The sequence below is a fragment of the Sphingomonas melonis DAPP-PG 224 genome, from assembly GCF_000379045.1.
GTDB lineage: Bacteria > Pseudomonadota > Alphaproteobacteria > Sphingomonadales > Sphingomonadaceae > Sphingomonas > Sphingomonas aquatilis.
The window spans coordinates 3,077,551-3,102,509 of the sequence record NZ_KB900605.1 but is presented as its reverse complement, the minus strand read 5'-3'; the positions used below and the strand labels follow the sequence as shown (position 1 = coordinate 3,102,509).

At 68.3% G+C, this 24,959-nt stretch carries 22 protein-coding genes; 8 read left to right on the top strand and 14 right to left on the bottom strand.

What is annotated here, in order from left to right; all coding sequences use genetic code 11:
- The first annotated feature begins 29 nt into the window (after positions 1–29).
- A complete protein-coding gene (locus SPHME3_RS0115015) occupies positions 30–566 on the top strand; it encodes a hypothetical protein (RefSeq protein ID WP_017978494.1) in 537 nt (178 codons plus the stop codon).
- On the opposite strand, the gene SPHME3_RS0115010 is transcribed toward SPHME3_RS0115015, so the two are convergent.
- The 4 genes from SPHME3_RS0115010 to SPHME3_RS0114995 are packed head-to-tail and all read right to left on the bottom strand — an operon-like array spanning position 563 to position 4,183.
- Positions 563–1,273 carry a Crp/Fnr family transcriptional regulator gene (locus SPHME3_RS0115010; protein ID WP_017978495.1) on the bottom strand — a complete coding sequence of 237 codons (711 nt, stop codon included), beginning with the start codon at positions 1,271–1,273 and terminating at the stop codon, positions 563–565. The genes SPHME3_RS0115015 and SPHME3_RS0115010 overlap by 4 nt on opposite strands.
- 57 nt (positions 1,274–1,330) lie before the next feature.
- Positions 1,331–1,447 (bottom strand): cytochrome bd-I oxidase subunit CydX, encoded by a 117-nt coding sequence (cydX, locus tag SPHME3_RS20805; protein ID WP_017978496.1) that lies wholly within the window; start codon positions 1,445–1,447, stop codon positions 1,331–1,333.
- A gap of 14 nt (positions 1,448–1,461) precedes the next feature.
- A complete protein-coding gene (gene cydB, locus SPHME3_RS0115000) occupies positions 1,462–2,601 on the bottom strand; it encodes a cytochrome d ubiquinol oxidase subunit II (RefSeq protein WP_017978497.1) in 1,140 nt (379 codons plus the stop codon).
- A gap of 13 nt (positions 2,602–2,614) precedes the next feature.
- Entirely contained in the window at positions 2,615–4,183 is a 1,569-nt protein-coding gene (locus tag SPHME3_RS0114995) for a cytochrome ubiquinol oxidase subunit I (RefSeq protein WP_017978498.1), read from the bottom strand.
- A 123-nt stretch (positions 4,184–4,306) separates the two neighbouring features.
- On the opposite strand from SPHME3_RS0114995, the gene cydD reads away from it, so the two are divergent.
- Positions 4,307–5,938: a thiol reductant ABC exporter subunit CydD gene (cydD, locus tag SPHME3_RS0114990; RefSeq protein WP_020486466.1), complete on the top strand. Its 1,632-nt coding sequence runs from the start codon at positions 4,307–4,309 to the stop codon at positions 5,936–5,938.
- A complete protein-coding gene (locus SPHME3_RS0114985) occupies positions 5,935–7,536 on the top strand; it encodes an amino acid ABC transporter ATP-binding/permease protein (RefSeq protein WP_017978500.1) in 1,602 nt (533 codons plus the stop codon). Before cydD ends, SPHME3_RS0114985 begins: the two co-directional genes overlap by 4 nt.
- A 1-nt stretch (position 7,537) precedes the next feature.
- Here SPHME3_RS0114985 and SPHME3_RS0114980 read toward each other — a convergent pair whose 3' ends face one another.
- Together SPHME3_RS0114980 and hemN are read right to left on the bottom strand one after the other, a co-directional pair.
- Entirely contained in the window at positions 7,538–8,227 is a 690-nt protein-coding gene (locus tag SPHME3_RS0114980) for a Crp/Fnr family transcriptional regulator (RefSeq protein ID WP_020486467.1), read from the bottom strand.
- Positions 8,217–9,539, bottom strand: a complete 1,323-nt coding sequence (gene hemN / locus SPHME3_RS0114975) for an oxygen-independent coproporphyrinogen III oxidase (protein ID WP_024310519.1) — start codon at positions 9,537–9,539, stop codon at positions 8,217–8,219. The genes SPHME3_RS0114980 and hemN overlap by 11 nt, the downstream gene beginning before the upstream one ends.
- Before the next feature lie 128 nt (positions 9,540–9,667).
- On the opposite strand from hemN, the gene SPHME3_RS0114970 reads away from it, so the two are divergent.
- On the top strand, positions 9,668–10,369 hold the full coding sequence (locus SPHME3_RS0114970; RefSeq protein ID WP_081609127.1) for an OmpW/AlkL family protein: 702 nt from the start codon (positions 9,668–9,670) through the stop codon (positions 10,367–10,369).
- 632 nt (positions 10,370–11,001) lie between these two features.
- Here the strand turns inward: SPHME3_RS0114970 and SPHME3_RS0114965 are convergent.
- The 6 genes from SPHME3_RS0114965 to SPHME3_RS0114935 are packed head-to-tail and all read right to left on the bottom strand — an operon-like array spanning position 11,002 to position 20,397.
- Entirely contained in the window at positions 11,002–11,673 is a 672-nt protein-coding gene (locus SPHME3_RS0114965) for a hypothetical protein (RefSeq protein ID WP_231292001.1), read from the bottom strand.
- A gap of 41 nt (positions 11,674–11,714) precedes the next feature.
- The gene (locus SPHME3_RS0114960) at positions 11,715–13,889 is read right to left on the bottom strand and encodes a TonB-dependent siderophore receptor (RefSeq protein ID WP_231376766.1); all 2,175 of its coding nucleotides are present in this window, start codon (positions 13,887–13,889) and stop codon (positions 11,715–11,717) included.
- Between the two features lie 55 nt (positions 13,890–13,944).
- The gene (locus SPHME3_RS0114950; RefSeq protein ID WP_017978507.1) at positions 13,945–14,991 is read right to left on the bottom strand and encodes a sulfite exporter TauE/SafE family protein; all 1,047 of its coding nucleotides are present in this window, start codon (positions 14,989–14,991) and stop codon (positions 13,945–13,947) included.
- Positions 14,988–18,044 (bottom strand): efflux RND transporter permease subunit, encoded by a 3,057-nt coding sequence (locus SPHME3_RS0114945; protein ID WP_017978508.1) that lies wholly within the window; start codon positions 18,042–18,044, stop codon positions 14,988–14,990. Before SPHME3_RS0114945 ends, SPHME3_RS0114950 begins: the two co-directional genes overlap by 4 nt.
- Positions 18,041–19,081 carry an efflux RND transporter periplasmic adaptor subunit gene (locus SPHME3_RS0114940; protein ID WP_017978509.1) on the bottom strand — a complete coding sequence of 347 codons (1,041 nt, stop codon included), beginning with the start codon at positions 19,079–19,081 and terminating at the stop codon, positions 18,041–18,043. The genes SPHME3_RS0114945 and SPHME3_RS0114940 overlap by 4 nt, the downstream gene beginning before the upstream one ends.
- Positions 19,078–20,397, bottom strand: a complete 1,320-nt coding sequence (locus SPHME3_RS0114935) for a TolC family protein (protein WP_017978510.1) — start codon at positions 20,395–20,397, stop codon at positions 19,078–19,080. Before SPHME3_RS0114935 ends, SPHME3_RS0114940 begins: the two co-directional genes overlap by 4 nt.
- A gap of 306 nt (positions 20,398–20,703) precedes the next feature.
- Between SPHME3_RS0114935 and SPHME3_RS0114930 the strand changes: the two genes are divergently transcribed.
- Genes SPHME3_RS0114930 through SPHME3_RS0114920 form a run of 3 tightly spaced genes read left to right on the top strand, consistent with a single transcriptional unit; the run spans position 20,704 to position 23,614 of the window.
- The gene (locus tag SPHME3_RS0114930; protein WP_231376765.1) at positions 20,704–21,573 is read left to right on the top strand and encodes a YncE family protein; all 870 of its coding nucleotides are present in this window, start codon (positions 20,704–20,706) and stop codon (positions 21,571–21,573) included.
- A 21-nt stretch (positions 21,574–21,594) separates the two neighbouring features.
- Positions 21,595–22,272 (top strand): response regulator transcription factor, encoded by a 678-nt coding sequence (locus SPHME3_RS0114925; protein WP_017978512.1) that lies wholly within the window; start codon positions 21,595–21,597, stop codon positions 22,270–22,272.
- Positions 22,265–23,614: a sensor histidine kinase gene (locus SPHME3_RS0114920; protein WP_017978513.1), complete on the top strand. Its 1,350-nt coding sequence runs from the start codon at positions 22,265–22,267 to the stop codon at positions 23,612–23,614. The genes SPHME3_RS0114925 and SPHME3_RS0114920 overlap by 8 nt, the downstream gene beginning before the upstream one ends.
- Before the next feature lie 8 nt (positions 23,615–23,622).
- Here SPHME3_RS0114920 and SPHME3_RS0114915 read toward each other — a convergent pair whose 3' ends face one another.
- Both SPHME3_RS0114915 and SPHME3_RS21125 read right to left on the bottom strand, forming a co-directional pair.
- The gene (locus SPHME3_RS0114915) at positions 23,623–24,012 is read right to left on the bottom strand and encodes a phosphatase PAP2 family protein (RefSeq protein WP_017978514.1); all 390 of its coding nucleotides are present in this window, start codon (positions 24,010–24,012) and stop codon (positions 23,623–23,625) included.
- Positions 24,013–24,036: 24 nt separating this feature from the next.
- Positions 24,037–24,327: a hypothetical protein gene (locus SPHME3_RS21125; RefSeq protein WP_145957864.1), complete on the bottom strand. Its 291-nt coding sequence runs from the start codon at positions 24,325–24,327 to the stop codon at positions 24,037–24,039.
- 406 nt (positions 24,328–24,733) lie between these two features.
- Between SPHME3_RS21125 and SPHME3_RS21390 the strand changes: the two genes are divergently transcribed.
- Positions 24,734–24,931, top strand: a complete 198-nt coding sequence (locus tag SPHME3_RS21390) for a hypothetical protein (protein WP_167692814.1) — start codon at positions 24,734–24,736, stop codon at positions 24,929–24,931.
- The last annotated feature ends 28 nt before the right edge of the window (positions 24,932–24,959 follow it).

Here is a 24,959-nt window from a genome sequence, read left to right as displayed (position 1 = left end):
CATCAGGGGGACGAAGGAGAAGACCCGCGATGGATCGCAACCCGCTTCAAGGCAGCGTCGTGTCGTTCGCGCGGCGCTGGCACGTCATTCAGGAAATCGACCTGATCCGCCTGGTCCAGGAGCATCGTCGTCGGCTGGCGCTGTGCGGGCAGGCGGAGGCGATGGCGGACGCCTTGCCCGATCGTCCCGACGCCGCGACCATGACGCTGTTCCTGCAGGCGCTGGAGGCGCTGGTGACGCGGGGGGCGCAGGCGGACGGCGTCTATCTGGAGGCGATGCTGTCCAACGGACGGGCCGATCCGCTCACCGACACGCTCCTCGACCATGTCCGCCACCGGCATGAGGCGGATGCGGCAGCGGCGCGCGAAATGGTCGCGGCCTTTGACGAGGCGGATGCCTTCGCCGCGCCCGAGACGCTGGGCCATATGCTGCGCAGCTTCTTCACCGGATGTCGCCGCGCGGTCGATTTCGAGCAGTTGGCCATCATCGCGCTGGCGGGGCACCGGCTGACCCCGGAGGCGCGCGGCCTGCTGGTCGATGCGCTGGCGGAAAGTTTGGCGGCTTAAGCGGCCTCGGCACGTGCCGCCAATGCCTCACGGTCGCTGATCGTGATGGCGCGGCCGCCGGGCAGGCCGATCACGCCGCTTTGCTTCATCCGAGTCAGCTGGCGGCTGACCGTTTCGATCGTCATACCCAGCACATCGGCGATCTGCCCGCGCGTTAGCGGCAGATCGAACGTCACCGGCCCGTCGCGGCTGGCCCGGCACCCGCTGGCCCCGGCGCGTGCCGCCATGTCGAGGAGGAAGCCCGCCAGCTTCTCCCCCGCCGACTTGCGCGCCAGCACCAGCATCCGCCCGCGCGCCTCGTTCAGCGATTCGAAGGTGCGCTGGAGCAGCAGGCGCTCCATGCGCTGATGATCTTCCAGCACCCGCTCGAACGCGGCGCGGGGAAAGACGCAGAGTTCCGCCTCGGTCAGCGCGGTCAGGGTGAAGTCGACATCGCCCGCATAGGGCTGTCCGAAGAAGTCGGCGGGGTAGAGCAGGCCGACCGTCTGCTCGCGGCCGTCGGCGGTGGCGGCGACCAGCTTCAGCACGCCCGTCAGCAGGTTGCCACAGATCACCGCCTCGTCGCCTGCCCAGGCGATGGTCTGGCCGCGCGCGACCCGGCGGCGCTGGCCGATGGCGTTCAGGGCGAGCAATTCCCGGTCGTCGAGGCTGCCGCACAAGGCCCGGTCGCGCACCGCGCAATCGGCACAGATGTCGTTTGGGATCATGGCCTTGCCCTATAGCGCCGCCATGATCCCCTGTCGTCGGACGGATTGTCCTATCTGTCAGTGTCGCGGTGACACGTCGTCCTCGTGCGGCAGATGGAATTCGTGCCAGATGCCGTTGAGGATGCCGAAGCCGATCGCCAGGCCGAGGCCCAGGACCCAGGAGAAATACCACATGGGTCGTTCCTTTCTCAGTAGAAGTCGGGATTGGTGCGCACCGCGTCCGCCGTCACGCGGCCGAACATCACCCGATAGGCCCAGGCGGTGTAGGCGAGCACGATCGGCAGGAAGACGAGCGTGACGAACAGCATGATGCCCAGCGTCTTCTGCGTGGACGAGGCGTTCCACACCGTCAGACTGCTATGCGCGTCGATGCTCGACGGCAGGATGAAGGGGAACATTGCGCAGCCGACGGTGGCGATGATCCCCGTCGCGGCGAGCGACGATCCGGCAAAGGCCAGCGCCTCACGACCGCTGCGGATACCAATCAGCGCCAGCGCGGCCCCGGCGAAGCCCAGTGCGGGCAGCGCCATCATCCAGGGATAGGTCGCATAATTGTCGAGCCATGCGCCGCCCGCTTGCTCCGCCGTCATGCGCAACGGGTTGGACGGGCCGAGCGGATCGACCGCGCCGACGATCCGATAGCCCATATCGCCCCATGCGACGAAGGCGAAGCCGACCGCGAACAACAGGATGGAGGCGATGGCCGCCGCCGTACCGAACGCCCGCGCCCGGTCATGGACGGGACCATGCTCGACCTTGATCGACAGCCACGCCGCGCCGTGTAGCACCAGCATCGCCACCGACAACAGCCCGCAGACCAGCGTGAAGGGCGTGAACAGCCCAAGCAAAGTGCCGTCGTAAAAGGCGCGCAGGTCTCCATCCAAGCGGAAGGGCGCGCCGAGCAGCACATTGCCGACCGCGACGCCGAAGACGAGGGCTGGCACCAGTCCCCCGACGAACAGCGCCCAGTCCCAGCGGGTGCGCCAGGCCGGGTCCGGCCGCTTCGAGCGATATTTGAACCCCACCGGCCGCAGGATCAGCGCAGCCAGCACCAGGAACATCGCGAGGTAGAAGCCCGAAAAGCTGACCGCATAGACGAACGGCCAAGCCGCGAAGATCGCGCCGCCGCCCAGGATGAACCAGACCTGGTTTCCCTCCCAGGTCGGCCCGATGGAATTGATGACCATCCGCCGCTCGGCATCGCTCCTCGCGACGAAGGGCAGGAGGGCGGCGACCCCCAGGTCGAACCCGTCGGTCAGCGCAAAGCCGATCAGCAGCACGCCCAGCAGCGCCCACCATATCAGGCGCAACATCTCATAGTCGAACATGTCCTGGCCTCCTTCAGGCGGTGACGGGAGTGGCGGCGGGGATCGGTCCGGGTGCGGGCTGGTCGTCTCGCTCCTCTGGGCCGTGTGCGATGGCGGCGAGGATCAGGCGCACCTCGATCACCGCCAGCACGCCGTAGAGCGCGGTAAACCCGGCCAGCGTGGTCCACAGCGCCCCGCGCGACAGCGAGCTGGTCGCGAGGAAGGTCGGCAGCACACCCTCGATCGCCCAGGGCTGTCGTCCCAGTTCGGCGACCAGCCAGCCGAGCTCGATCGCCACCCAGGGCAACGGGATCGCCGCCACCGCGAGGCGGAGGAACCAGCGGGCATCCATGTGCATCCGGAGCGAACACAGGATGAAGGCGGTGGCGAACAATGCGATCATTGCAAAGCCGATCGCGGCCATGATGCGGAAGCTCCAGAAGAGCAGGCCGACATTGGGGACCGTGTCCCAGGCCGCCGCCTCGATCTGCTTCGCAGTCGCGGCGCGCGGGTCGGCCATCTGCCGCTTGAGCAGCAGCGCATAGCCCAGGTCGCGCTTGTGGGCCTCGAACCGGGCGCGCTGGGCGACGTCGTTCGGGTTCGCCTTCAGCTGCTGCACCGCGTCATAGGCGATCACGCCCGAGGCGATGCGCTCCTGCGCCTTGAGCACCAGTTCGGACATGCCCGCGACCGTCCCGTCCAGGCTGCGCGTCGCGATCAGGCCCAGCACCCAGGGGATTTCGACCTTGTAGCGCGTCTCGCGCGCGACCGTATCGGGCAGGCCGAACAGGGTGAGGCCCGAGGGGCCGGGCTCGGTGTGCCAGACCGCCTCGATCGCGGCGAGCTTCATCTTCTGGTTATCGGTCAGCGCATAGCCGCTCTCGTCGCCCAGCACGACGACCGACAGCGAGGAGGCCAGGCCGAACGCCGCCGCCACCGTCATCGACCGGCGCGCGATGGGCACGAACCGCCCCTTCAACAGCCAGAAGGCCGACACACCCAGCACCACGACCGAGGCGCAGACATAGCCCGCGCTCACCGTGTGGACGAACTTGGCCTGGGCGACGGGATTGAACAGCACCGCGCCGAAATCGGTGACCTCCATGCGCATCGTATCGGGGTTGAAGCTCGCGCCGACCGGGTTCTGCATCCAGCCATTGGCGACCAGAATCCACAGCGCCGACAAATTGGTGCCCAGCGCCGTCATGAAGGTGACGATCAGATGGCCGAGCTTCGACAGCCGGTCCCAGCCGAAGAACATCAGCCCGACGAACGTCGCCTCCAGGAAGAAGGCCATCAGCCCCTCGATCGCCAGCGGCGCACCGAAGATGTCGCCGACATAATGCGAGAAATAGGACCAGTTGGTGCCGAACTGGAACTCCATGGTCAGGCCCGTGGCGACGCCGAGTACGAAGTTGATGCCGAAGATCTTGCCCCAGAAGCGCGTTGTCACGCGCCACACCGGGCGGTTGGTCATGACATAGACCGATTCCATGATGACCAACATCATCGACAGGCCGAGCGTCAGCGGCACGAACAGGAAATGATAAAGCGCGGTGGCCGCGAATTGCAGTCGCGACAGGTCTACGACGCCGGGGTCCATAGCATGTCTCCATAATAGGAGCCGCCCCCGGCCCCTTGCCGAGCGACTCGCTAGGCCTGGCGCGCCGTGCCGACATTGACCGCGGTCAAAGACAGGTCGGCCAGTCGCGGCGACGGTCGGGCCATGACGACGATCGCCCATGACGCCTCGACCCCCGGAATGCGGAACCGCTGGTTGAAGGACGCGGCCGGGGGGCGGGACGGGGCGGTGGGCCTGTTGCTTCTCGATACGCTGGCCGCGGTCGGCTTTGCGGGCGGGATCGCGGGGGCCGTGGCGGCGGTGGCGGGGCGAGGGGCATTGTGGCCCTGGGCTCTGCTGATGGTCGGCATGGGGGCCTTGCGCGGACTGTTCGCGATGCTGGCCGTGCGGCGGGGTGCCGCGCGGGCGGGAATGATCAAGCGAGCGCAGCGGCGGCGGGTCGTCGCCGCCACGCTCCATCGGCAGGCGGGCACACCGATCGACAGCGGCCTGTTGGCGACGCAGGCGGTGGATGCGGTCGAGGCGCTGGACGGCTATGTCGCGCGCTTCATGCCCGCACGCCGGGCCGCCGCCATCGCGCCGATGCTGGTCCTGGCGGCCACGGCCTGCGCGAGTTGGGTCGCGGCCGTCATTCTGGCGGGCACCCTGCTGCCCTTCGTGGCGGCGATGATTCTGGCGGGCGGTGCGGCGGCGGACGAATCGCGACGACAGTTCATCGCCTTGCATCGTCTGTCTGCCCGTTTCGCCGACCGGGTGCGCGCTCTGCCCGTCGTGCTGGCCTTCCGCGCCGAGATGCGCGAGACCGAGGCGATCGGCGCGGCGGCTGAGGAACTGGCGGAGCGGACGATGCGTGTCCTGCGGATCGCCTTCCTGTCCTCCGCCGCGCTGGAGTTCTTCGCGGCGCTGTCGGTCGCCTTGGTCGCGGTCTATTGCGGCTTTTCACTGCTCGGCCTGTTGCCCTTTGCGGCCCCCGAGACGCTGACCCTGGCGCGGGCCTTCTTCGTGCTGGCCCTGGCGCCCGAATTCTACGCGCCGATGCGCCGCCTTGCCGCAGCCTATCATGACAAACAGTGCGCCGATACGGCCGCCGATACGCTGATGCCGCTGGTCGAGCCGGTGCGGGCGGTTCCCGTCGTGGCGGCGGCCCCCCTGAGCTTGCGCGATGTGACGATCCATTATCCCGGCTGCTACACGCCCGCCGTCTCGGGCCTGTCCTTCTGTGTCGAGGCGGGCGAGACGGTGGCGCTGCTGGGTCCGTCGGGCAGCGGCAAGACCAGCGTGCTGCATCTGCTGCTGGGTCTCGCGCCGCTGTCGGCGGGAACGGTCGAGGCGGGCGGTGTACCGCTCACTTCGCTGGCGGGGCAGGCGAGCTGGGTGGGGCAGCATCCCCTGCTGGTCGCGGGCACGATCCGCGAGAACCTGTTGCTGGCCTACACCCATGCGGATGACCTGGCGGTCCGGCGCGTGGTCGCGGCGGCGGGGCTGGGCCGGATGCTCGCATCCCGACGCGGCGGGCTGGACGCGCCGCTGGATGCGCGGGGGAGCGGGTTGTCGGGGGGCGAGCGACGGCGGATCGCGCTGGCCCGCGCGCTTCTCAACCCCGCCCCGTTCCTGCTGCTCGACGAGCCGACCGCGCATCTCGACGCCGGTGCCGAAACCAGGCTGATCGCGACCATCGCCCGCGCGGCGCGGGGGCGTACGACGCTGATCGCCACCCACAGCCCTGCGCTTGCCGCCATCGCGACGCGGGTCATTCATCTGGGACCTGCCGCATGACCTTGCGCACGCTGATCGCCGCCGAACGTCGCAAGGAGCGCCGCCGTTTGCGACAGGCGGGAGCGTGCGCCGCGCTGGTCGCTGCTGCCTCGGTGCTGCTGCTGTCGCTGTCGGGCTGGTTCCTGGCCGCCGCAGCCTTGGCGGGCGGGGCAGGGATCGTCGCGGCGCAGGCGTTCAATTACATGCTGCCCTCCGCCGCGATCCGCTTGCTGGCGATCGTGCGGACCGGCGCGCGTTATGGCGAGCGGTTGGCGAGCCATGGCGCGGCATTCGGGGCACTCGCCCGGCTGCGCCCCGCGCTCTATCGCGCGATCACCGCCGCGCCGCCCTCGGTCGCGCTGGCGCTTGGGCGGGGCGAGGCGACGGCGCGGCTGATCGGCGATGTCGATGCGGTGGAATGGCGCTTCGTCCGTCTGTCGGGGCCGTGGGGTGCCGTGGCGGCGTTGGCATCGGGGGCGGTGTTGACGCTGCTCGGCGGATGGCTGACGATGGGGGCGGCACTGGCCTGTGCCGGGGGAATATGGGCTCTGGCGCGTTATGGGGCGGGTCGGTTGGAGCAGCCCGGCCGCGCGGTGCAACAGGCGACCGGTGCCTTGCGCGAGGAAGTGGCGATGCTCGGCAGCGCGGCGGCGGAGTTGCGTTGCTTCGCGCTGGAGGATTGGGCGACGGCGCGTGTCGCGGCGGCGGGCGATCGCCTGTCCGAAGCGCAGGTCAGGCAGGCGGCGGTCGCCGCGTGGTTCGAGGCGTTGCACGCGAGCGGCGTGGCCGTGGCGGCGGCCTTGGCCCTGACGTTTTCATCCGGCGCCGGCGCACCGATCGCCGCGCTCGCGGCGCTGGCGGCGGCGATGACCGTCGATGGCATCGCCCCGATCCTGCGGGCGTTGACCGAGAGCGGACGGCTTCGCGAGGCGGAGGCACGGCTCGACGCGGTGTTCGATGCGGTGGAGGACGCGCCCTCCGCCATCGGATCGCGCGGCCCGTCGATCCTCGTCATCGATGGCGAGCGGTTCATGCCGGGCAGCCGGATCGCGCTGACCGGACCATCGGGCTGCGGCAAGACGACATTGGTCGAAGGCTTGCTGGGGCTGCGTCCCCTACAGCCGGGCCGGATCGGGATCGATGGTCGGGATGCCGCTGATCTCGCGCCCGCGACCCTGCGCGCGATCTTTGCCTGGGCGCCGCAGGATGCCGCGCTGATGGCGAGCACGGTTCGCGACAATCTGCGGATCGCCGAGCCTCACGCGAGCGAGGATCGGCTGTGGCAGGCGCTGGGCGATGCAGCGTTGGAGGCGGTCGTGCGGGCCTTGCCCGACGGGCTCGACACATGGCTGGGCGATGATGGAGCGCGGCTGTCGGGTGGCGAGCGGCGGCGGCTGTCGCTGGCCCGCGCCTATCTGGGCGATGCGCCCTGGTTGTTGCTCGATGAACCGGGCGAGGGACTGGACGCCGATGTCGCGGCCGAGGTCGCCGGCCGCCTGGATGCGCGCGTCCGGCGGACGGGGCAGGGAATGATCCTGGTCAGCCATCGCCCCGTGCTCACCGTGCTGTGCGAGCGGCAATGGGCGGTGGATGAAGCGTCCCGCCGATCCGCCGCCTGACCTAGCCCGCGATGATGGCCAGGCGTGTCCTGTCGATCAGGCGCACGCCGCGCAGGCCGGATAGCGCGATCAGACCGTCCTGCTGGAATGCGGTCATGTGACGGCTGACGGTCTCGACCACCAAGCCCAGTGCCTCCGCCATCGCGCCACGCGACAGGGGCAGGCGGAACATGTCTTCACCGTCCGCCGCGCACCGCCGCGCCATGTCGAGCAGCAGCGCGGCGACCCGTGCGTCGGCCCGCGCGCGCGCCAGCATCGGCATCCAGCGCCGCACCTCGCCCAGCGTCGCCAGCGTCCGGCGCAGCAGTAATCGCCCGGCGGCCGGGTGGCGGACCAGCATCTCCTCCAGCGCCCGGCGCGGATAAACGCACAGATCGGCCTCGCTCAGCGCCGCGATGGTGTCGGCGGAGCGATCGGCGAAGAGCGTGCCGACGAAATCGCCGGGATAGAGCAGGCCGACGATCTGGATGCCGCCGTCCGCCTCCACGCGAGACACTTTCAGGACGCCCGAAATGAGATTGGCGCAACTGCTTGCCCGATCGCCGAACCAGCCGAAAGCCTGCCCGGCGCGCAACCGACGGCGGCGCCCGATCTGATGGAGCGCGGCGAGGGCCGTCTCGTCCAGGCCGTCGCATAAGGCCATATCCCGCGCGGCACAGGCGGCACATCGCAGCGGCAGGTCAGACGGCATGGCTGAACCGCATATCTTCCTCGTTGCGCCAGGCGTCGAAGGCGGCCGCGATGCTGCGGGCATAGGGCAGGGCGTCGGCCGCCAGCCGCAGGCGCGCGCCGTCCCAGGCGACCAAACCCACCTGCTCGAAGCGGTGGAGGCGTCCGCGAATGGCGCCCCGTTCGGGCAGGCCGTCGAGATTGGCGACGCCGTGGCACAGCAAAGCTGCGATGGCCTGGCCTCGGCGCTGGTCCAGCGGACTGCGATGGATGCCGCGTGTGGTTGCAAACCGACCCGCACCGATCGCCTGATGCCATGCGCCCGCACTCTTGGCGTTCTGGAGCAGCCGGTCGGGAAATGCGCTGATCGCGCTGGCCCCCAGTCCAATCACGATGTCGGCGGGGTCGTCGGTGAAGCCCTGGAAATTGCGGTGCAACGTTCCGTTCGCCGCTGCCCGCGCCAGCGGATCATGTGCTTGTGCGAAGTGATCGAAGCCGACCGCCCGGTAGCCTGCCTGCGTCAGCCGGTCATGCGCCAGCGCCGCCTGGACGAAGCGTGCCGCCGGGTCGGGGAGAGCCCGGGCGTCGATGCGGCGCTGGCGCGGGATGAGGTGCGGCACATGCGCATAGCCGAACACCGCCAGCCGTTCCGGGGCCAGTGCGATGGCCTCGTCGAGCGTCGCGGCCAGTGTTGCCTCGTCCTGACCGGGCAGGCCGTACATCAGGTCGAAGTTGATTGATCCGACCCCGACGGCGCGCAGCAGCGTGACGGCGCGGATAATGTCCTCGCCGGGCTGGACCCGACCGATCGCCGCCTGAAGGGCCGGGTCGAAGGTCTGCACCCCCAGGCTGACCCGTGCGACACCGGTGTCCGCGATGACGCTCGCCCAGTCCACGTCGAAGCCGCGCGGATCGATCTCCAGCGAAAGGATTGCACTATCGCTGGCAAAGGCGGCGCGCAGATGGGCGACCAGCGCGGCAAAGGCGGCGGGCGGGATCGCATTGGGGCTCCCGCCACCAAAGGCGATCCGCCCGATCCGTCCGCGACCCTCCAGCCGGGCGGCCACCAGATCGATCTCGCGATGCAACCGCGTGAGATAGGCATCCAGCCGCGCGGTCCGGTTCGCCGCCCCGGTATTGCACCCGCAATACCAGCAAATCGCCCGGCAATAGGGGATGTGCAGATAGAGCGACAGGATTTCGTCCGTACCGACCGTACCGAGTGCTGCAGCCATGTCGGCATGACCCACATGATCGCCGAATTCGGCGGCGGTGGGATAGCTGGTGTAGCGCGGCACGGGCCGGGCGAGCAGATCGGGATGATAGGGCCACATGGCCATGCCGTGCCCCGAGCGTGCGATCCTGCCTTTGACCGCCGTCAAACCGGCGCTTGTCGGTAGTCAAGGCGACGGGGCAGGGGCGCTCCTATCCGGACCTTCTGTACGCTAACAGGAGACAAGGGATGACCATTATCAGAACCGCCACCGTCCTGCTCGCGCTCGCTGCGACGGGTATCGGTACGTCGGCATGGGCGCAGGATACCGCAGGGAACGATCCTCGGGTCGGGATACGCGCTGGAGACGTATTGCTCCGCGCCCGCGCCATCCTGGTCGCGCCGAACGAGCGGTCGGGCAGTATCCTGCCCGCCTTCCCCGGCGAGCCGGTGAAGGTCAACGACAGCGTGATGCCGGAGGTCGATGCGACCTATATGGCTACCGACCATATCGGCATCGAACTGATCGCCTCGACCACGAAACATTCGGTCGGCGGGGTGCGGGGCACGACCGGCAGCATCGGCAAGCTCGCCTCCACCTGGGTCCTGCCACCGACCCTGACCGCCCAATATCATTTCATGCCGACGCAGCATGTCCGCCCCTATGTCGGTGCGGGTGTAAACTATACGATCTTCTGGAACGAAGCGGCGTCGGACGGGCTGCAAAGGGCGGTGGGGCCGACCAGGGTACACCTCAATGACAGTGTAGGCTGGGCGGCGCAGGCGGGCGTCGACGTGGACATCACCCGCCGGGTCTTCCTGAACCTCGACATCAAATATATCGATATCGACACCACCGCCCGGCTCTACAATGCGACACTGGGTCGCCAGCGGGTGAACGTCTCCCTGGACCCGCTGGTGTTCGGGATCGGTCTTGGAGTTCGGCTGTAATGAGAGGCGATCGGATCGAAAAAGCGTCGGCCTATTGTGACCGGAGATGAGGAAATTCAGGCGCAACAACGCAAATCGGCGGCCGGGCCGCCAATTTGCTGGTGCGCGCGCTCGGTCAGGAGCGACCGAGCGCGGTGTCCTCCAGCCGCACGCGGCTTCCGGAAGGCGGGAGGGATGTCATAGTCACAAAAAGCGCGGATTTTCGGGCTTTTTGTGTCTCGCGACCAGCCACGCTGTACCTGTTCGCTGTACCAACGCGGTTGATCTCCCGATCATAGCGAAGCAGGAGCGCGATGCAATTGTTTGGTACTGAGCCACTGCGGCCAGCTGCTAGGTCCCGTGCCGCGCACAAGTCGCCCACCAGCCCCTTGACACCCCGCCGCCAGCAAACGTTGCGTCTGCTGGCACATTGTTGCCTGGAGCGGAAGGTCGGCGGGCATCCACCGCCACGGTGAGTCCGTTCTTCAGGACTTGCAGAGACCGTTGAATACCTCGTGCAGACCATGGGCGCGCTGGCCCGCATCCTGACAGACGTTCTTCTCGGCGCATCCCGGAAGACCCGTGACACGCGGCACCGGTCGACCATCACTGAACGGCCATACTACATCTAGGTTGATATTCGCAGGATGGCCTCAGCGAGAGCCATATCGGCTACATGCCTTCATCGATCCGATGGCCCAGTCGATCGCGGCGTCGAACAGCTTCAGCCCGTCGGGCGAGAGATTGGTAAAGCCGTCGTTGCCCATGAACAGCATAACGCGCCTGGCCGGTGCGAGCGCTTCATAGTCCATCGTTGCGCCGGTCTCATAGCCGAAGATCGCCACCTTTTCCGGCTGGCCGTAGATCGTCGCGATGATCGTGGCGCCCAAGCCCGGTTTGCCCCAGCTCATCGGGGCCTGACGGGCGTAGACGTCGACGATCCCCGCCGGCAGGCCGGCGGCCATCGGCTGCGGCGCGTTGACGATCCAGAGATAGCGTTCCTTCTCCGCCTCGCCGAAATCGCTGTCGTGTCGCTTGCCGGTCATGGCGAGATCGTCGAGCAAGTCGTTTTCCCAGGTGACCAGCGGCACCGCCAGGCCTCGCCAGCCGGGTTTGACCGACTTGGCCGACACCGTGGCCGAGATCACGACCAGCGCCGCTTCGCGCGCGGTCAGCGGGTCCGCCGACTGGTCGGCGAGGCGAACCGTGAACCCTCGTGCAGCCAGCCGGTCGCGGACCGTCAGGTCGCTAGCCATCGACGGGCCGCCTTGCTGGACGACCAGCATGGCGATCCGTTCGCGCGCCGCCGCCGGGGTTGCGATCATCGGGGCACAGAGCGCCCCCAGGACAAGGCCGTACCAGCGCATCAGAAGGCGAAGCTCATCGTGCCGATCGCCCGGCGCGGGTCGCCGATCGCGACGCCGTACTGGTTGACCGCCGAGGTGTAATAGGTCTTGTCGAAGACGTTCTTCAGGTTGAACTGGAACGTCACCCGCCGCCCGGCGAGACGCGTGTCATAGGTCACGAAGGCATCCGCGACGACGTAATCGGCCAGCCAGAAGCTGTTGGCGCTGTCGCCCGGCCGCCGCCCTACATAGCGCCCGCCCGCGCCCAGCCGCAGGCGATCGTCGCCTGCGATCGCGCCGACGTCATAGGCGGCCGACAGCGACGCGGTATGCGGCGCGACATTGGCGAGCTGCTTGCCTGCGAAGACCGGGTCCTCGGTGGTGCGCGCATAGGTATAGGCATAGCTGCCAATCAGGCTGAAGGTCCGGGTGACCTGCCCGGACACGTCCAGCTCGACCCCGCGCGAGATCGCCCGGCCCGAGGTGCGATAGTCGTTCAGCCCGGTCGCCGGATTGAACTGCGACACCAGCACGTTGCGCTTGTCGATGTCATAGAGCGCTAGCGTGCCCGAGATGCGATCGGGAACGTCCAGTTTGGCCCCGATCTCGAACGAGCGTCCCCGTTCGGGCGCGAAGCTGGAGGTGATGGTGACGCCGCTGCCCAGCGGGGCGATGGTTGAGGTGGGTTTGAGCGAGCGGGTATAGCTGCCGTAGAGCGAGAAGATGTCCGCCGCGCGCCACACGAGGCCCGCCTGCGGTACGAACGCCCATCCGGTCAGGTCGGTGTTGGCGACGAAGGGCCGCTCGCGTCCGGCACGCTGGTCGAAGCCGATCAGTCGTCCACCCGCCACCACGATCCAGCGGTCACCGAGATGGATCGAATCCTGCCCGAATAGCGAGTAATTGTAGAGCCGGTCGGTCTGGTCGCTGTCGCTGGGCGACACGCGGGTGGGGAAGGGCTCCAGGCCGTAGACGGGCTTGAGATAGCTGAAGGTCGCGCGCACCGGCTGGCGGATCAGGTCGCGGCGGTAATAGCGCCGATACTCGCCCTCAGCCCCCAGGATGACATCGTGCCGCGCGCCGAACAGGTCGAAGCGGCCGTCGACATAGGTCTGGAGATAGGCGTCGGTGCTGAGCGCCCCGACCGTCGCGTCATTGCTGCGCGACAGCGTGCCGCGCTGGACGTTGATGCCGTTCACGCGCAACTGGCCGGCGTCGTAGCTTTCGCTGTTGAAGCTGGTCGCCAGATGCGCCGCCCAAGTGCCGCCCAGCCGGTGGTCGAGCGCGAGCTGGACAAGGTGGCTGACCCCAAACATCCGGTTGCTGAGATCGTCGAGCCGTTCGCGGCGCGGCATCGCCAGCGGCGTCATCGTGCGCGGATCGAGGATCGTGCCGCGATCGAAGGGCGTGTCGAAGCGGCGAAATTCGTACCACAGCACCGCCTGCGTGGTGCCGCCATACCAGCCGATCGAGGGGGCGATCAGCGTGTCGCGTCGCTCGCCGAAATCGCGCCAGTAATCCTCGCTCTGCTGGTCGAGCACCAGCCGCCCGGCAAGGTCGCCCGCGATCGGCCCGGTCAGGTCCGCCATCGCCTCCAGCCCGGCGCGGGCATTGGCATAGCTGGAGCCGATCAGTGCGACGGTCAGATGCGGGTCGAGCAGCGGCTTCTTCGAGACGATGTTGATGACGCCGCCGGGGTCCATGATGCCGTAGAGCAGTGAGGCAGGACCCTTCAGCACTTCGACGCTTTGCGAGGCGGCGTTGAACCCGCGCCCCTGGACCAGCGGCATGCCGTTGTGCATCACCGACCCGTCGCGATTGCCGCCGAAGCCGCGCTTCAGAACCGTGTCCTGGGTGCCCGCCAGCGTGTTGCCTTGGGTGATACCGCTGACATTGGTCAGCACGTCGTCTAGATAGCGGGGGCGCTGGTCGCGGATGACTTGGGCGGGGACGATGTTCACCGTTTGTGGCGTGTCCAGTGGATCGGCCGACGAGCGGAGCGTCGAGGCGTCGGGCGTCGGCTTGTAGCGATCGTCGGCCGCCTTGGGCGCAGGCGAGGCGCGGCCGGTGACGACGATGTCCTGGCCCATGGTGTCGCTTGCCGATGCTGGTGCGTCCCGCTCGTGCCCATGAGCGGGCGTGATGGACGCGACCGTCAGGCCCGCAGCCACAAGGCTGCCGGTGATGATCCTCATGATGTATGATCCCCTTCGCGGGGCTTCATACATTAATGCTAAGAAGTCGCAATAGCTATCGCGCGGGTCGTCCGTCTGCCGTCAGTTCGATCTGGTACAGCTTTCCGTCCCGGCGCCAGTAGATTTCATAATAGGCCGGGTTTCCGTGAACCCGCTCAATCAGCACTATGTGGCCGCTTCCGATAACGGTCGGCAGGGCGGCGCGGACGGCGGCGGGGAGGTCTCCGATGGAAATGCTGTGTTCGACCGCGAAAGCGCCATTGCCTTCGCGTTCGATCGCGGCGCGGGGCGTGCCGCCCCAATAAAACTGGAGTTCCGGCTCGTCGCCCGGGGCGACATAGGCGACCCAGGCCTGGTGGATCGACAGGATCCGTTGCCCCGACAGGCTGAACATCGCGACGCCCGACGCCACCATCGCCAGCAACCCGATCCGACGGAACAGGCTTTCGTGCATCAGCGCGAGCACCCGCTTGGAGGCGAAGGACGCGAGCACCGCCGCCGCAGCGACCAGGGCTCCCGCGATCCAAGCTGATCGTGGCAACAGCCCGAACGCCGCGTAGAGCGCAATCTTCAGCAGGTGGAGCAGCACCTCGTTCATCGCGCGGGTGGCGACGATCTCGTCTTTCGACAGGCCGATGCGATAATAGGCGCGGTTGAACACGACGCCGACCGCGCCGGTAAAGCCCGACAGCAGTCCCGCCGCGGCGCCCAGCCAGGGCAGGCGGTCGAGCGCTAAAGGCGGCTCCGATCCGGCGGGCGGTGTGCGGCGAAACAGGCTGGGCAGGTTGAGCAGCAGGAAACAACCAAGCAGGAACTCGACATAGACCGGCGGAAAGCGCGTGAGCAGCCATGCTCCGAGTGCAGCGGCGGGCAGGGCGGTGGGCAGGAAACGGCGCACCACGTCCCACCGGATGCGGGTGCGGAACAGCCAGATGCGCGACAGCGAACTGGCCGCCGTTCCGATCGATAGCGCGCCTGGGATCGACGCCACTGGCACGATCAGGCGAAGCAGTGGGACCAGGACCAGCCCGGCCCCGCCGCCCGCCACCGCACTGACGATGAACGCCAGAAAGGCGGCGAGGAAGACGAGGCCGACGATCATGCCGGAACAGCGCGCTCGTCCCGCGGCGGCAGTAGGCCGAGCAGGACCGGCAGGGCCAGCAGCACCAGCGGATATTGCAGCAGCAGTCCGGCGATGATCGCGATCGCCAGCGGTTGCTGGATTCCTGCGCCCTGACCGAGCGCCAGCGCCAGCGGCAAGAGCGTCAGGATCGCGGCAAGCGTCGTCATCGTGATCGGGCGCAGGCGATTGCGGCTGGCTTCGCGCGCAGCCTCACGCGGAGGAAGACGGTGCGCCAATTCCTCGTACTCGCTGACATAGAAGATCGCCATTTCGGTGCCGATGCCCAGGATCATCGTCATGCCCATGAGCGCGGTGATGTTGAGATCTACCCCGGTGATCCACAGCGCGGTGAACACGGCCGTGGTCGACAGCAGCGAACAGCCGATGATGACCAGCGGCACGCCCAGGCGGCGATAGAGGATCAGCAACAGGATGAACTCGGCGACCAAAGCGGCGAGGAACACCTTGAGAAGCCCGGCAAAGGCGATCTGCTGCTGCTGGTACAGGCCACCCAGTTCGTAGCGAACGCCAGGGGCCAGCACGCCGGGCCGGGCCAGCGCATGGGTGATATCGGCGATGGTCGCACCCAGCCCGCGGCCCTGGATGCGTCCCGTCACCGCGACCATCGGCTCCAGATTTTCGCGTGCGATCTGTGGTTGGCCGGTGACGACGCGCAGATCGGCGACACGCGACAGCGGGAAGACATGGCCATCGCCGCTGCGGATCGGCAGGCGTGCCAGTTCGTCGCGGGTGATCGTCATGGCATCGGGCAGGCGGATGCGCACGTCCATCGCCTTGGTCGGCAGCGCCAGCGACGTCGCGATCGTGCCGGTTAGCGCGGCATCGACTGCCGTCTGGACATCGGCGGGGGTGACGCCCTCGAACCCAGCACGGATCGGATCGATATGCAGGTCGATCGCATCGCCCGCCAGCTGCACCCCGTTCTTCACCTCGACGACGCCCGAGATTTTCTGGATCAGCGCGGCGACCTTCTGCGCTTGGTCGGTCAATATGCCGGGATCGGCGGAGAAGAGCTTGATCTCGATCGGCTGCGGAACTGCGGTCAGGTCGCCGATCAGGTCCTCCATCAACTGCGCCACCTCGACCTGAACGCCGGGCACCTTCGCGGCGACCTGATCGGCGATTATGGCGGCGACCTCTTCGGTCGCGCGAGCATGATCCGCCTTCAGTCGCACGAAATAGTCGCCGTGATAGCTCTGACCGAGATCGCCGCCGAGCCCGGTGCCGAGGCGACGCGAGAAGGTCAGCACATCCGGGTCGGCGCGGAGCAGCGCGTCGACCTGCGCCATGCGCCGCTCGGTTTCGATCAGAGAGGTGCCGGGTGGCGTGTAATAGTCCATCACGAACCCGCCCTCGTCCACCTTGGGCATGAAGCCCGTCGGAACACGGGTATAGCCGACATAGCCCAGCACCAGCAGCGGCACGGCGATGACCGCCAGCCACCACGGCCGGGCGACCAGCCTGTCCAGCGACCGGTCGTGCCAGCGCCCCAGCCGCCCCTGACCCGCCGCGTGCGGATCGTGCAGCGTGTCGAAGTTCACCAGCCGCCGGGTCAGCACCGGCACGACGAACGCCGTCATCGCCCAGGAGATGGCGAGGGCCGCCGCCATGGTGATCGACAGCGCCTGCGAAAATGCGCCCGTCACCCCGCTGAGGAAGGAGAGCGGCAGGAAGACGATCAGCGTCGCCAGGCTCGATCCGGTCAGCGGCGTCAGGAACTCGCGCGCGGCGGGCAGGACGGCGTCGCGGCCGGTCGGGGTTCCGTCGCTGGGCGGCGCGGCGGCGCGGCGAACGATATGTTCGACCATGACGATGACGTCGTCGATCAGCAGGCCGACGGCGGCGGCGATGCCGCCCAGTGTCATGATGTTAAAGCTCATTCCGAGCACGGTCAGCACCAGCACAGTCGCCGCCAGCGTCGCGGGAACCACGATCGCGGCGACCAGCGTGATCCGCCAGTTGCGCAGGAACAGCAGCAGCACGAGGGCGGCGAGGACTAGGCCGATCAGCACGGCATCGCGCACGCTGGCCACTGATTGCGTCACCAACTCGCTCTGGTCGTACCAGCTGACCAGCCGGGTGCCGGGCGGCAGGCGGGTCGCGGCCAATTTAGCCTGCACCTCGCGGGCGATGCGCACCGCATTGCCGTCGGGCTGTTCGTAGATATTGAGCAGCACTGCGGGCCGCCCATCCTCGCTGACGTGCAGCCATTGCGGCACCACCCCCTGCTGCACGGTGGCGACATCGCGGACATGCACGACGCCCGCCGCATCGGTGCGGATGACGACATCGCCGACCGCCGCGATGCCGGGCAGGCTGTGGTCGGCGATGACCAGCGACAGGCGACCACGATCCTGCACCCGCCCGACCGCGCTCAGCACGTTGCCGTTGCTGATCGCAGTCGCCACGTCGCTCATCGCCAGACCGTGGCTGGCGAGCCGGGCGGGATCGGCCAGCACCTCCACCTCGCCGGTGTCGCCGCCCTGCACCTCGACGCGGGCCAGGCCCTGGATACCGCTGAGCAGCGGCACGAGTTGATAGCGGGCGAAGTCCTGAAGCTGGACCGGCGAACTGGCGGGGGATTGGAGCGCATAGGAGATGATCGGAAAGACCGTCGGGTCCATCCGCCGGACATTATAGGTCGTGCCGGGCGGCAGGGTGCCGAGCGCGCGCGACATCGCCGCCTCGACCAGCAGCGTGCTAGCTACCATGTCGCGGCCCCAGCCGAAGTCGATCGAGATCTGCGCCGAGCCGCGGGTCGTTTCCGACCGGACGTCCTGAACGCCCTGCACGGCGCGCAACGCCTGTTCGACCGGCCGGGTGACGATCAGCGCGGTCTGGTCGGCGGGGCGCGATCCGGCATCAATGTCCACCAAGACGCGGGGGAAGGCGACCTGCGGGAATAGTCCGATCGGCAGCGAGAGGGCCGCCACCGCGCCCGCCAGCGAAAGCGCCAGCGCGACGACCATGATCGCCAGCGACTGGCGCCGCAGGAAGGTCGGATAGCTCATCGCGGCCGCTCGACCCGGACGGCATCGCCATCCGCCACCTGATACGCGCCGTCGACGATCACAGGTGCGTTGGGATCGAGCGCGCCGGTGACGAGATCGTCGGGCGTGCCGCCGACCGTGACGGTGACGGGCACCGCCTTGGCCTTGCCGTTTGCGATCTGGAACAGCTGCGCGTTGCCGTCGCTGGTCATCACGACGGCGCGGTGGGGGACCTGCCAGCCATCGGCGCTACCGGTGGCGATGGCGACCTTCATCGCTTCGCCGGACAGGATCGCGCCCGCCGGATAGGCGATATCCACATCGATCTGCCGGGTGCGCGGGTTCAGCACCGCGTCGATGTGCTGGAGATGGCCCGAGACCGGGGCGCCGCCGTCGAGTCGGGAGAGGGTGACGGGCGCGCCAAGGCGAAGTTCGGCGCGGCGGCCGGGGTCGACGCCTACGGTCACGATCAGGCCGCCTGCCCGTGCGATCGTCGCCAGCGCCTGGCCCGGCTGGGTGCGGTCGCCGAGTGCGACGGGCAGCGTCGCAACGACCCCGACAAAGGGCGCGCGCAGCACGGTGACGGTCGCGCTGGCACCGTCTTTGCGCAGCGCGGCCAGGGCAGCGCGGGCGTCGAGGACCGCCTTGTTCGCCTGGACGAGCTGGTCACGGGTGGCGAGCTGGTGGGCAAGAAGCTGGGCGGTGGTGGCGCGCTGTGACTCCGCCGCGTTCACCGCATCCAGCGCCTGCTGGTAGCTGCTGCGCGCCGAGGGGGCGAGGGTGAAGACCAGGATCGGCTCGCCCGCACGGACTTGCGCGCCCGCGACGACGTGGACCTGCGTGATCTGGCCCGGTTGCGGCATACTCAGCGTGGCGACGGCATTGCTGGCCGGGGTCGCCTCGCCATAAGCCTGGATGGTCCGGGTGGCTGAGCCGTGACGCGCGGGCACGGTGGTGACGAGGGTCGTCGGGGACGCGGTTGCTTCGGTATCGGACGCCTGCGACCCGCAGGCCGATAGGCCCAGCAGCAGGAGCGGCAACAGACCGTTCTTCGTCATCGTGCGGCGCCACGCGTGCCGGGATCGACGAGCCCCAGCGTCTCGACGCCGGGCAGGCCGAGCCCCAACAGGGTCGACACCGCCACCTGACGGTCCAGCAATGCAAGCCGAAGTGTCGCCAATTCCTGTTCCTTGGTGAAGCGGTTGGTGATGAGGTCGACATAGGCGCGCTCGTCCAGCGCGGCGGCGCCGAAGGCGGCGGCGGCGCGAGAGGCGGCGAGGCGCGCGGCGGGCAGGTCGCGTTCGACCAGGTCCAGCTGGCGTTGCAGCTGGGCCATCTCGTCCAGCAACGCCCCGATCTCGCCGGTCGCGTTGGTCAGGCGGGCGGCATATTCGGCCCGAAGCTGCGCGCGGGTGGCGCGGGCGATGGCGATGTTACCCTGGTTGTGATCGAACAAGGGCAGTCCGACCTGCGCATTGGGGCCGACATTGATGACCTTGGAACTGTCGCTGGATCCGGTGGCGCCGAGGATCAGGTCGGGGAATTGCGACAGGATCGCCGCGCGCAGCCCTTCGTCCTGCGCCGCATAGCCGAAGCGGAGCGCGAGCAGGTCGGGGCGCCGGTCGGCCAGCGTCGTCACGCCCGCCCGCGCCGCCGTCAGGTCGAAGGGCGGGAGGTCGACCGCAGTCCGGAGCGAGAGCGGCGCGTCGGGTGCAAGCCCGAGCAGCGCGTTGAGCTTGTGCCGGTCCTGCAATTGCGTCTGGTCGAGCGTCTGGAGCGTGGTGCGTGCCTGCTGGAAGCCGACCGCGCTCGGGGCTGCCGTCACCAGCGTGGCATTGCCCGCCGCCAGTGCCGCTTGCGTCACCCGCTGGCGGTGGCCGAGGATGCGCACGGCCTCGTCGAGCAGCGGCCGTGTCTGTTCGCGCGCGATGATGTCGACGGCCAGCTGGCGCGCCTGGCCCGCCACCTGCCATTCCTGCCATAGCAGGTCGGCGCGGACTTGACCGACGCTGTCGCGCGCGGCGCGGCGCTTGGGTTTGTAGACGAGCAGCGACTTGATGTCTTGTGCCAGCCCCAGGTTCCACGCGGGCACCGTCCCGGCACCGGCGACCAGCGGCAGCAATGCCCCGGTCAGCGATGGATTGGGCAGCACGCCCGCCTGAATGAGCTGAGCCTGCGCCACTCCGGCCTTTGTCCGCGCCGCGACCAGGTCGGGATCGCGCGCCACGGCGAGCGCGACGACATCGGCGACGCCCAGCGGACCGGCGGGATTATCGGCAGTCGCGGGCAGGGTCGCCGAAAGCATCGGGGCCTCGGCCAGCGGTGCAGGGCTGTAATGGGCGCAGGCCGTCAGGATCACGGCCAGCAGCGGCATTGTCCGGGATGGCGCACCCACGATCGTCTTGTCCCATTCAACCACGCCGGGTCGGCGCAGATGTGCCTTAGCCGCCGGATGTCCCGACCCGACATTGTGTCTTCCCAATGTTGCACGAACGGGGTGGCGTGGCGGGCCGGGGTTCGCGCAAGGGAGCGGCGAAGGAGACCATCCATGTTCTTGTCGCTTCGCGCCGCCATCCTCGCTGTCGCCATGATCGGACTTCCGGTCACCGCCGCTACCATTGCGGGCGATGCTCCCCGGTCGATTGCCGTGCCCGGCGATGGCGGATGGGATTATGCCCGCGTGGACGAGAAGGCGGACCGCCTTTACATCGCGCATGGCGATACGGTCGCGGTGATCGATCTGGCCAGCGGGCGTGCCCTAAAGCCGCTCGGGCCGGTGGCGCGTGCCCATGCCGTGGTGCCGCTCTCGAATGGCGAAGTCGCCGTGACGAGCGGCGATGACGACAGCGTCCGCTTCTTCGATCCCGCCTCCGGGCGGCAGATGGCCAGCGTCGGCGTTGGGCGGAAGCCCGATGCCGCGATCGTCGATCCGGCCAATGGCCATCTGTTGACCATGGATGCCAAGAGCGGCGTCGTGTCCGACATCGCCATCGGAACCCATCAGGTCGTGCGGACCATCAAGGTGGCGGCAGGCCTGGAATATCCGGCCATCGTCGGGCGGATCCTGTTCGTCAACAACGAGGACCGGGGCGAGATGGACGTGGTCGATCTGGCCCGGGGAGTTGCTGAAGCACCGATCGCCCTGCCCGGCTGCAAGGAGCCGAGCGGCCTGGGGCTGGACGCGCCGCATCACCGGCTGATCGCCGCCTGCGCCAACGGGATTGCAGCGGTCGTCGACGTGCCCTCGCGCCGCCTAGTCCAGCGCGTGGCCGTGGGGCGCGGGCCTGACGCGGTCATCATTGATGCCCGGCGGTCGCTAGCCTTGCTTCCGGCAGGCAAGGACGGGGTGCTCGACGTGTTGTCGACTGAGGGGCCCTCGGTCACGCATAAGCGCGCGATCCGGACGGAGGTGGGAGCCCGGACCGGTGCGCTGGATGCGCGGACCGGTCTGGTCTGGCTCCCCGTCGCACGCACCCTGCCTGCGGTCGGCGGCGCCAAGCCGCACGCCGTACCTGGCACCTTCCACGTCTTGGGCGTTGACCCGGCCTGATCGGTCGCGGAAACCCGGCGGATGCGAATCCTGCTTGCCGAAGACGATGGTGATACCGCCGCGCAGGTCGTTCGCGGCTTGACCGCGCTCGGCCATGTGGTGGAGCGTTTCGATGACGGGCGTGCGGCGCGCGACGCGGGATTGGCCGAAGCCTTCGATCTGGCCATCCTGGACCGGCTGCTTCCCGGCGTCGACGGCGTGGAGATCGTGCGCCATTGGCGGGAGGAGGGGAACCACGTGCCGGTCATCCTGCTTACCGCGCTGGGCAGCATCGCCGACCGGGTGACGGGGCTGGACGCCGGCGCAGACGACTATCTGGTCAAGCCGTTCGCGCTGCCCGAATTGTCTGCGCGGGTCAGCGCGCTGCTCCGCCGCCCGCCGATCGCGGAGGTGCCGACGCGGCTTCAGGTCGGCGATGTAGTGCTCGACGCGATGCGGCGCGAGGTCCGGCGAGGGGCCCGTCCGATCCGCCTTCAACCGCGCGAGTTCCGCATCTTGGAGGAACTGATGCGCCATGCCGGACGGGTCGTGACGCGCAAGATGCTGCTGGAAGCGGTCTGGGGGTTCCATTTCGACCCGCAGACCAACATCGTCGAAAGCCATCTCAGCCGGATGCGGTCCAAGCTGAATGAGGGCTTTGCCCATGACCCGATCGAGACGCTGCGCGGCGAGGGGTATCGGATGGGCGGCGATGCCTGACCGGCGGCGCAGCGCCGCCTATCGCATTGCGCTGACCCATTCGGCTGCGTTCGCGCTCGCCATCGCGATCCTCGGCGTGCTCGTCTATTTCGCCGCGGATGCTGCCTTCCGTCGGCAGCAAGACACCGCCCTGGCGGAGGCGAGCGCTGATCTGGTCCGACAATATCATGACGAGGGCGCGCACGAACTTGCCGAGGCGGTAGCGCATCGCGGGGGAGAGAACGGCGTCATCACCTTCGGCTATGCGCTGTTCGATAAAGCCGGTCGCCGCATCGTCGGGGATTTCGATCTGGCGTTGCCGCCGCCCGGTTATGCCGATGTGCCCTTTCACGATCCGGTCGAGGGCGATGATGACGCACGCGTCCTGACGACCCGCCTGCCGGATGGCACCTATCTGGTGGTGGGGATCGACTCGCAGGCGGTCGAGCAGCTGGACGGCGTGATCCTCAGCCTGTTCGGCGGCGCCTTCTTCCTCGTCCTGATGATCGGGGCAATCGCCGCGCTGGTGCTGGGCGGCTATCTTCACCGGCGCCTGGAACAGGTCACTGCGACAGCCGAGGCGATCATGGCGGGGGATGTCCGCCGCCGCGTGCCGTTTTCGCCGCGCGACGACGAGTTCGACCGCCTGGCGATTATCCTCAACAGGATGCTGGAGCGGATCGGCCGCCTGCTCGAAAACCTGCGCCAGGTATCGGCCGACGTCGCGCATGACCTGCGCACGCCGCTCGCCCGGCTGCGCGGCGACCTAGAACTGGCGCTGGACACGCGCGACCCCGACGCGCAGCGCGCCGCCATCGGCAAGGCCCTGAGGCAGAGCGACGCGCTGCTCGCGCTGTTCGGCGGCATCCTGCGCATCGTCGAGGTGGATGCGGGCGATATCCGGCAGGGCTTCGTGCGGATGGATATCGGAGCGCTGGCGGAGGATATCTGCGACAGCTATGCGCCCGCCGTCGCTGACGGCGGGCGCAGCCTGTCCTGCGATATCCAGGGCGGGCTGACGATCGCCGGCGACCGTGAGCTGCTGTCCCAGGCCCTCATCAACCTGCTCGACAATGCCCAGGCGCACACGCCGCAGGGTACGCATATCCGTGTCATTGTCGTACCCGAAGAGGAGGCGGCGGTCGCGGTATCGGTGATCGACAACGGCCCCGGCGTCGCCGAGGGTGATCGCGAACGCATCGTCGAACGCTTCGTCCGGCTCGACCGCACCCGCTCGGCGGCAGGACATGGCCTTGGCCTCAATCTGGTGGAGGCGATCGTGCGGGCGCATGGCGGCACCTTGACCATCGGCGATGCGAGGCCTGGGCTGGTGGTGACGCTCCACCTGCCGTGTGCCGCATAAGGTGGCGATCAGCTGATCCCCGCTGCCTCCATTTCGGCGCGGGCGGCGTCGAACTGGGCGCGGAACGCGGGCTTGCTCATCAATCGCTCGGCGATCACAAGCCCGAGCGCTTCCCCAGCCGTCACGTCGCTGCGCCAATGCTGTTCGCAGGTGATCCGCGTTTCGGCATAGGTGGCCGCCCGGGTGAGCAGGGCAGGCGCCTTGCCGGGCACCAGCCTCGCCAGCACGCCTGCCATCGCATAGGCGTTGGTCGTGTGGCCGCTGGGATAGCTCGACAGCGGTTCGTTGCCGGGTTTGCAGGTCTTCAGCGTGGGGTCGACGATCCAGGGGCGCGGCCGGGCGAAATGATCCTTGCCGCGTGCGATCACCTCCTTCTCGGTGGCGCGCACCATCGCCATCAGCCGCGCCGTGGCGGGCGGGTGCTACAGATCAAAACGCGGCCCCAGCACGCCCGCAAAGATCGTGGCGGTCGTCGTTTCCCCCGCCTCGCGGGCGGCCTTTGCCTGTTCGGACGAGCGCGACGTTTCGACCGCTTTGAGCTCAGCGATTTCGGCACTTGCCTGCGTGCTATCGCGGGCGGGCGGCGGGGGTACCATCGGTGGGAAGATCCGCTTTCGCTTGTGACTGTTCCCCGGCAGATGAACGAACGGCGGAATCTGGGAAGCCGGGTCGGGGCCCGAGCGTCGGAGTGTGGGTCTTTTGCTCGCCAGCATCCGGCCCTCATCTCTTTATAAGCGGGAGATTGCACCACCATCCCGCCTTGCCGAATGATTCGTAATTTCGTCAGCACGTTACGCTTGGCAGCGTCAAAGCCGCAGTTCAGCGCTTGAGATTGTTAACCCGCCCGGCGTAGAGGTGGACTGTTCGCCAGCAGGCGGACCGAGGCGTCAGAACCTTGTCGTTGAGTAGCCGAAGCCCGGCCCGAATTCTATTCGGCCGGGGAGCGGGTGTGCATGTCCAGGGCGCAAGCCTAAAGACACTCGCGCCTGTCTCAACGCAGGATTCTGAATCCCCGGCTCACGGGCCGGCACCGCCTCGTCAACAGGGGCGGTGCCGTCGGCTGGGGTCAGCCTGTCAGCACCGCGCGAACGGGGGTTCGGGCGTGAGTGCAGATCACAAATGCCGCAGCAGGCGGCTTGCCATCATCAGGAATTCGACCGCGGCAACGGCGGCGCTGTTGCTCGCCGCATGCGGCGGAGGCGGCAGTGGCGTGAACACGCCCGGCGGGAATGCGCCGCCAACCGGTACGCCTTCGCCAACCCCAGCGGCAACGCCAACGCCGTCTCCCACGCCAGCACCGACACCAACAACTGCTGACACCGCCGAATACCAGTCATCCGCCGCG

Bases quoted from the DNA above. Each gene is read 5' to 3' on its own strand.
- SPHME3_RS0115015 (WP_017978494.1), top strand. From the start codon at position 30: ATGGATCGCAACCCGCTTCAAGGCAGCGTCGTGTCGTTCGCGCGGCGC.
- SPHME3_RS0115010 (WP_017978495.1), bottom strand. From the start codon at position 1,273: ATGATCCCAAACGACATCTGTGCCGATTGCGCGGTGCGCGACCGGGCC.
- cydX (WP_017978496.1), bottom strand. From the start codon at position 1,447: ATGTGGTATTTCTCCTGGGTCCTGGGCCTCGGCCTGGCGATCGGCTTC.
- cydB (WP_017978497.1), bottom strand. From the start codon at position 2,601: ATGTTCGACTATGAGATGTTGCGCCTGATATGGTGGGCGCTGCTGGGC.
- SPHME3_RS0114995 (WP_017978498.1), bottom strand. From the start codon at position 4,183: ATGGACCCCGGCGTCGTAGACCTGTCGCGACTGCAATTCGCGGCCACC.
- cydD (WP_020486466.1), top strand. From the start codon at position 4,307: ATGACGACGATCGCCCATGACGCCTCGACCCCCGGAATGCGGAACCGC.
- SPHME3_RS0114985 (WP_017978500.1), top strand. From the start codon at position 5,935: ATGACCTTGCGCACGCTGATCGCCGCCGAACGTCGCAAGGAGCGCCGC.
- SPHME3_RS0114980 (WP_020486467.1), bottom strand. From the start codon at position 8,227: ATGCCGTCTGACCTGCCGCTGCGATGTGCCGCCTGTGCCGCGCGGGAT.
- hemN (WP_024310519.1), bottom strand. From the start codon at position 9,539: ATGTGGCCCTATCATCCCGATCTGCTCGCCCGGCCCGTGCCGCGCTAC.
- SPHME3_RS0114970 (WP_081609127.1), top strand. From the start codon at position 9,668: ATGACCATTATCAGAACCGCCACCGTCCTGCTCGCGCTCGCTGCGACG.
- SPHME3_RS0114965 (WP_231292001.1), bottom strand. From the start codon at position 11,673: ATGATCGCAACCCCGGCGGCGGCGCGCGAACGGATCGCCATGCTGGTC.
- SPHME3_RS0114960 (WP_231376766.1), bottom strand. From the start codon at position 13,889: ATGAGGATCATCACCGGCAGCCTTGTGGCTGCGGGCCTGACGGTCGCG.
- SPHME3_RS0114950 (WP_017978507.1), bottom strand. From the start codon at position 14,991: ATGATCGTCGGCCTCGTCTTCCTCGCCGCCTTTCTGGCGTTCATCGTC.
- SPHME3_RS0114945 (WP_017978508.1), bottom strand. From the start codon at position 18,044: ATGAGCTATCCGACCTTCCTGCGGCGCCAGTCGCTGGCGATCATGGTC.
- SPHME3_RS0114940 (WP_017978509.1), bottom strand. From the start codon at position 19,081: ATGACGAAGAACGGTCTGTTGCCGCTCCTGCTGCTGGGCCTATCGGCC.
- SPHME3_RS0114935 (WP_017978510.1), bottom strand. From the start codon at position 20,397: ATGCCGCTGCTGGCCGTGATCCTGACGGCCTGCGCCCATTACAGCCCT.
- SPHME3_RS0114925 (WP_017978512.1), top strand. From the start codon at position 21,595: ATGCGAATCCTGCTTGCCGAAGACGATGGTGATACCGCCGCGCAGGTC.
- SPHME3_RS0114920 (WP_017978513.1), top strand. From the start codon at position 22,265: ATGCCTGACCGGCGGCGCAGCGCCGCCTATCGCATTGCGCTGACCCAT.
- SPHME3_RS0114915 (WP_017978514.1), bottom strand. From the start codon at position 24,012: ATGGCGATGGTGCGCGCCACCGAGAAGGAGGTGATCGCACGCGGCAAG.
- SPHME3_RS21125 (WP_145957864.1), bottom strand. From the start codon at position 24,327: ATGCTGGCGAGCAAAAGACCCACACTCCGACGCTCGGGCCCCGACCCG.
- SPHME3_RS21390 (WP_167692814.1), top strand. From the start codon at position 24,734: ATGCCGCAGCAGGCGGCTTGCCATCATCAGGAATTCGACCGCGGCAAC.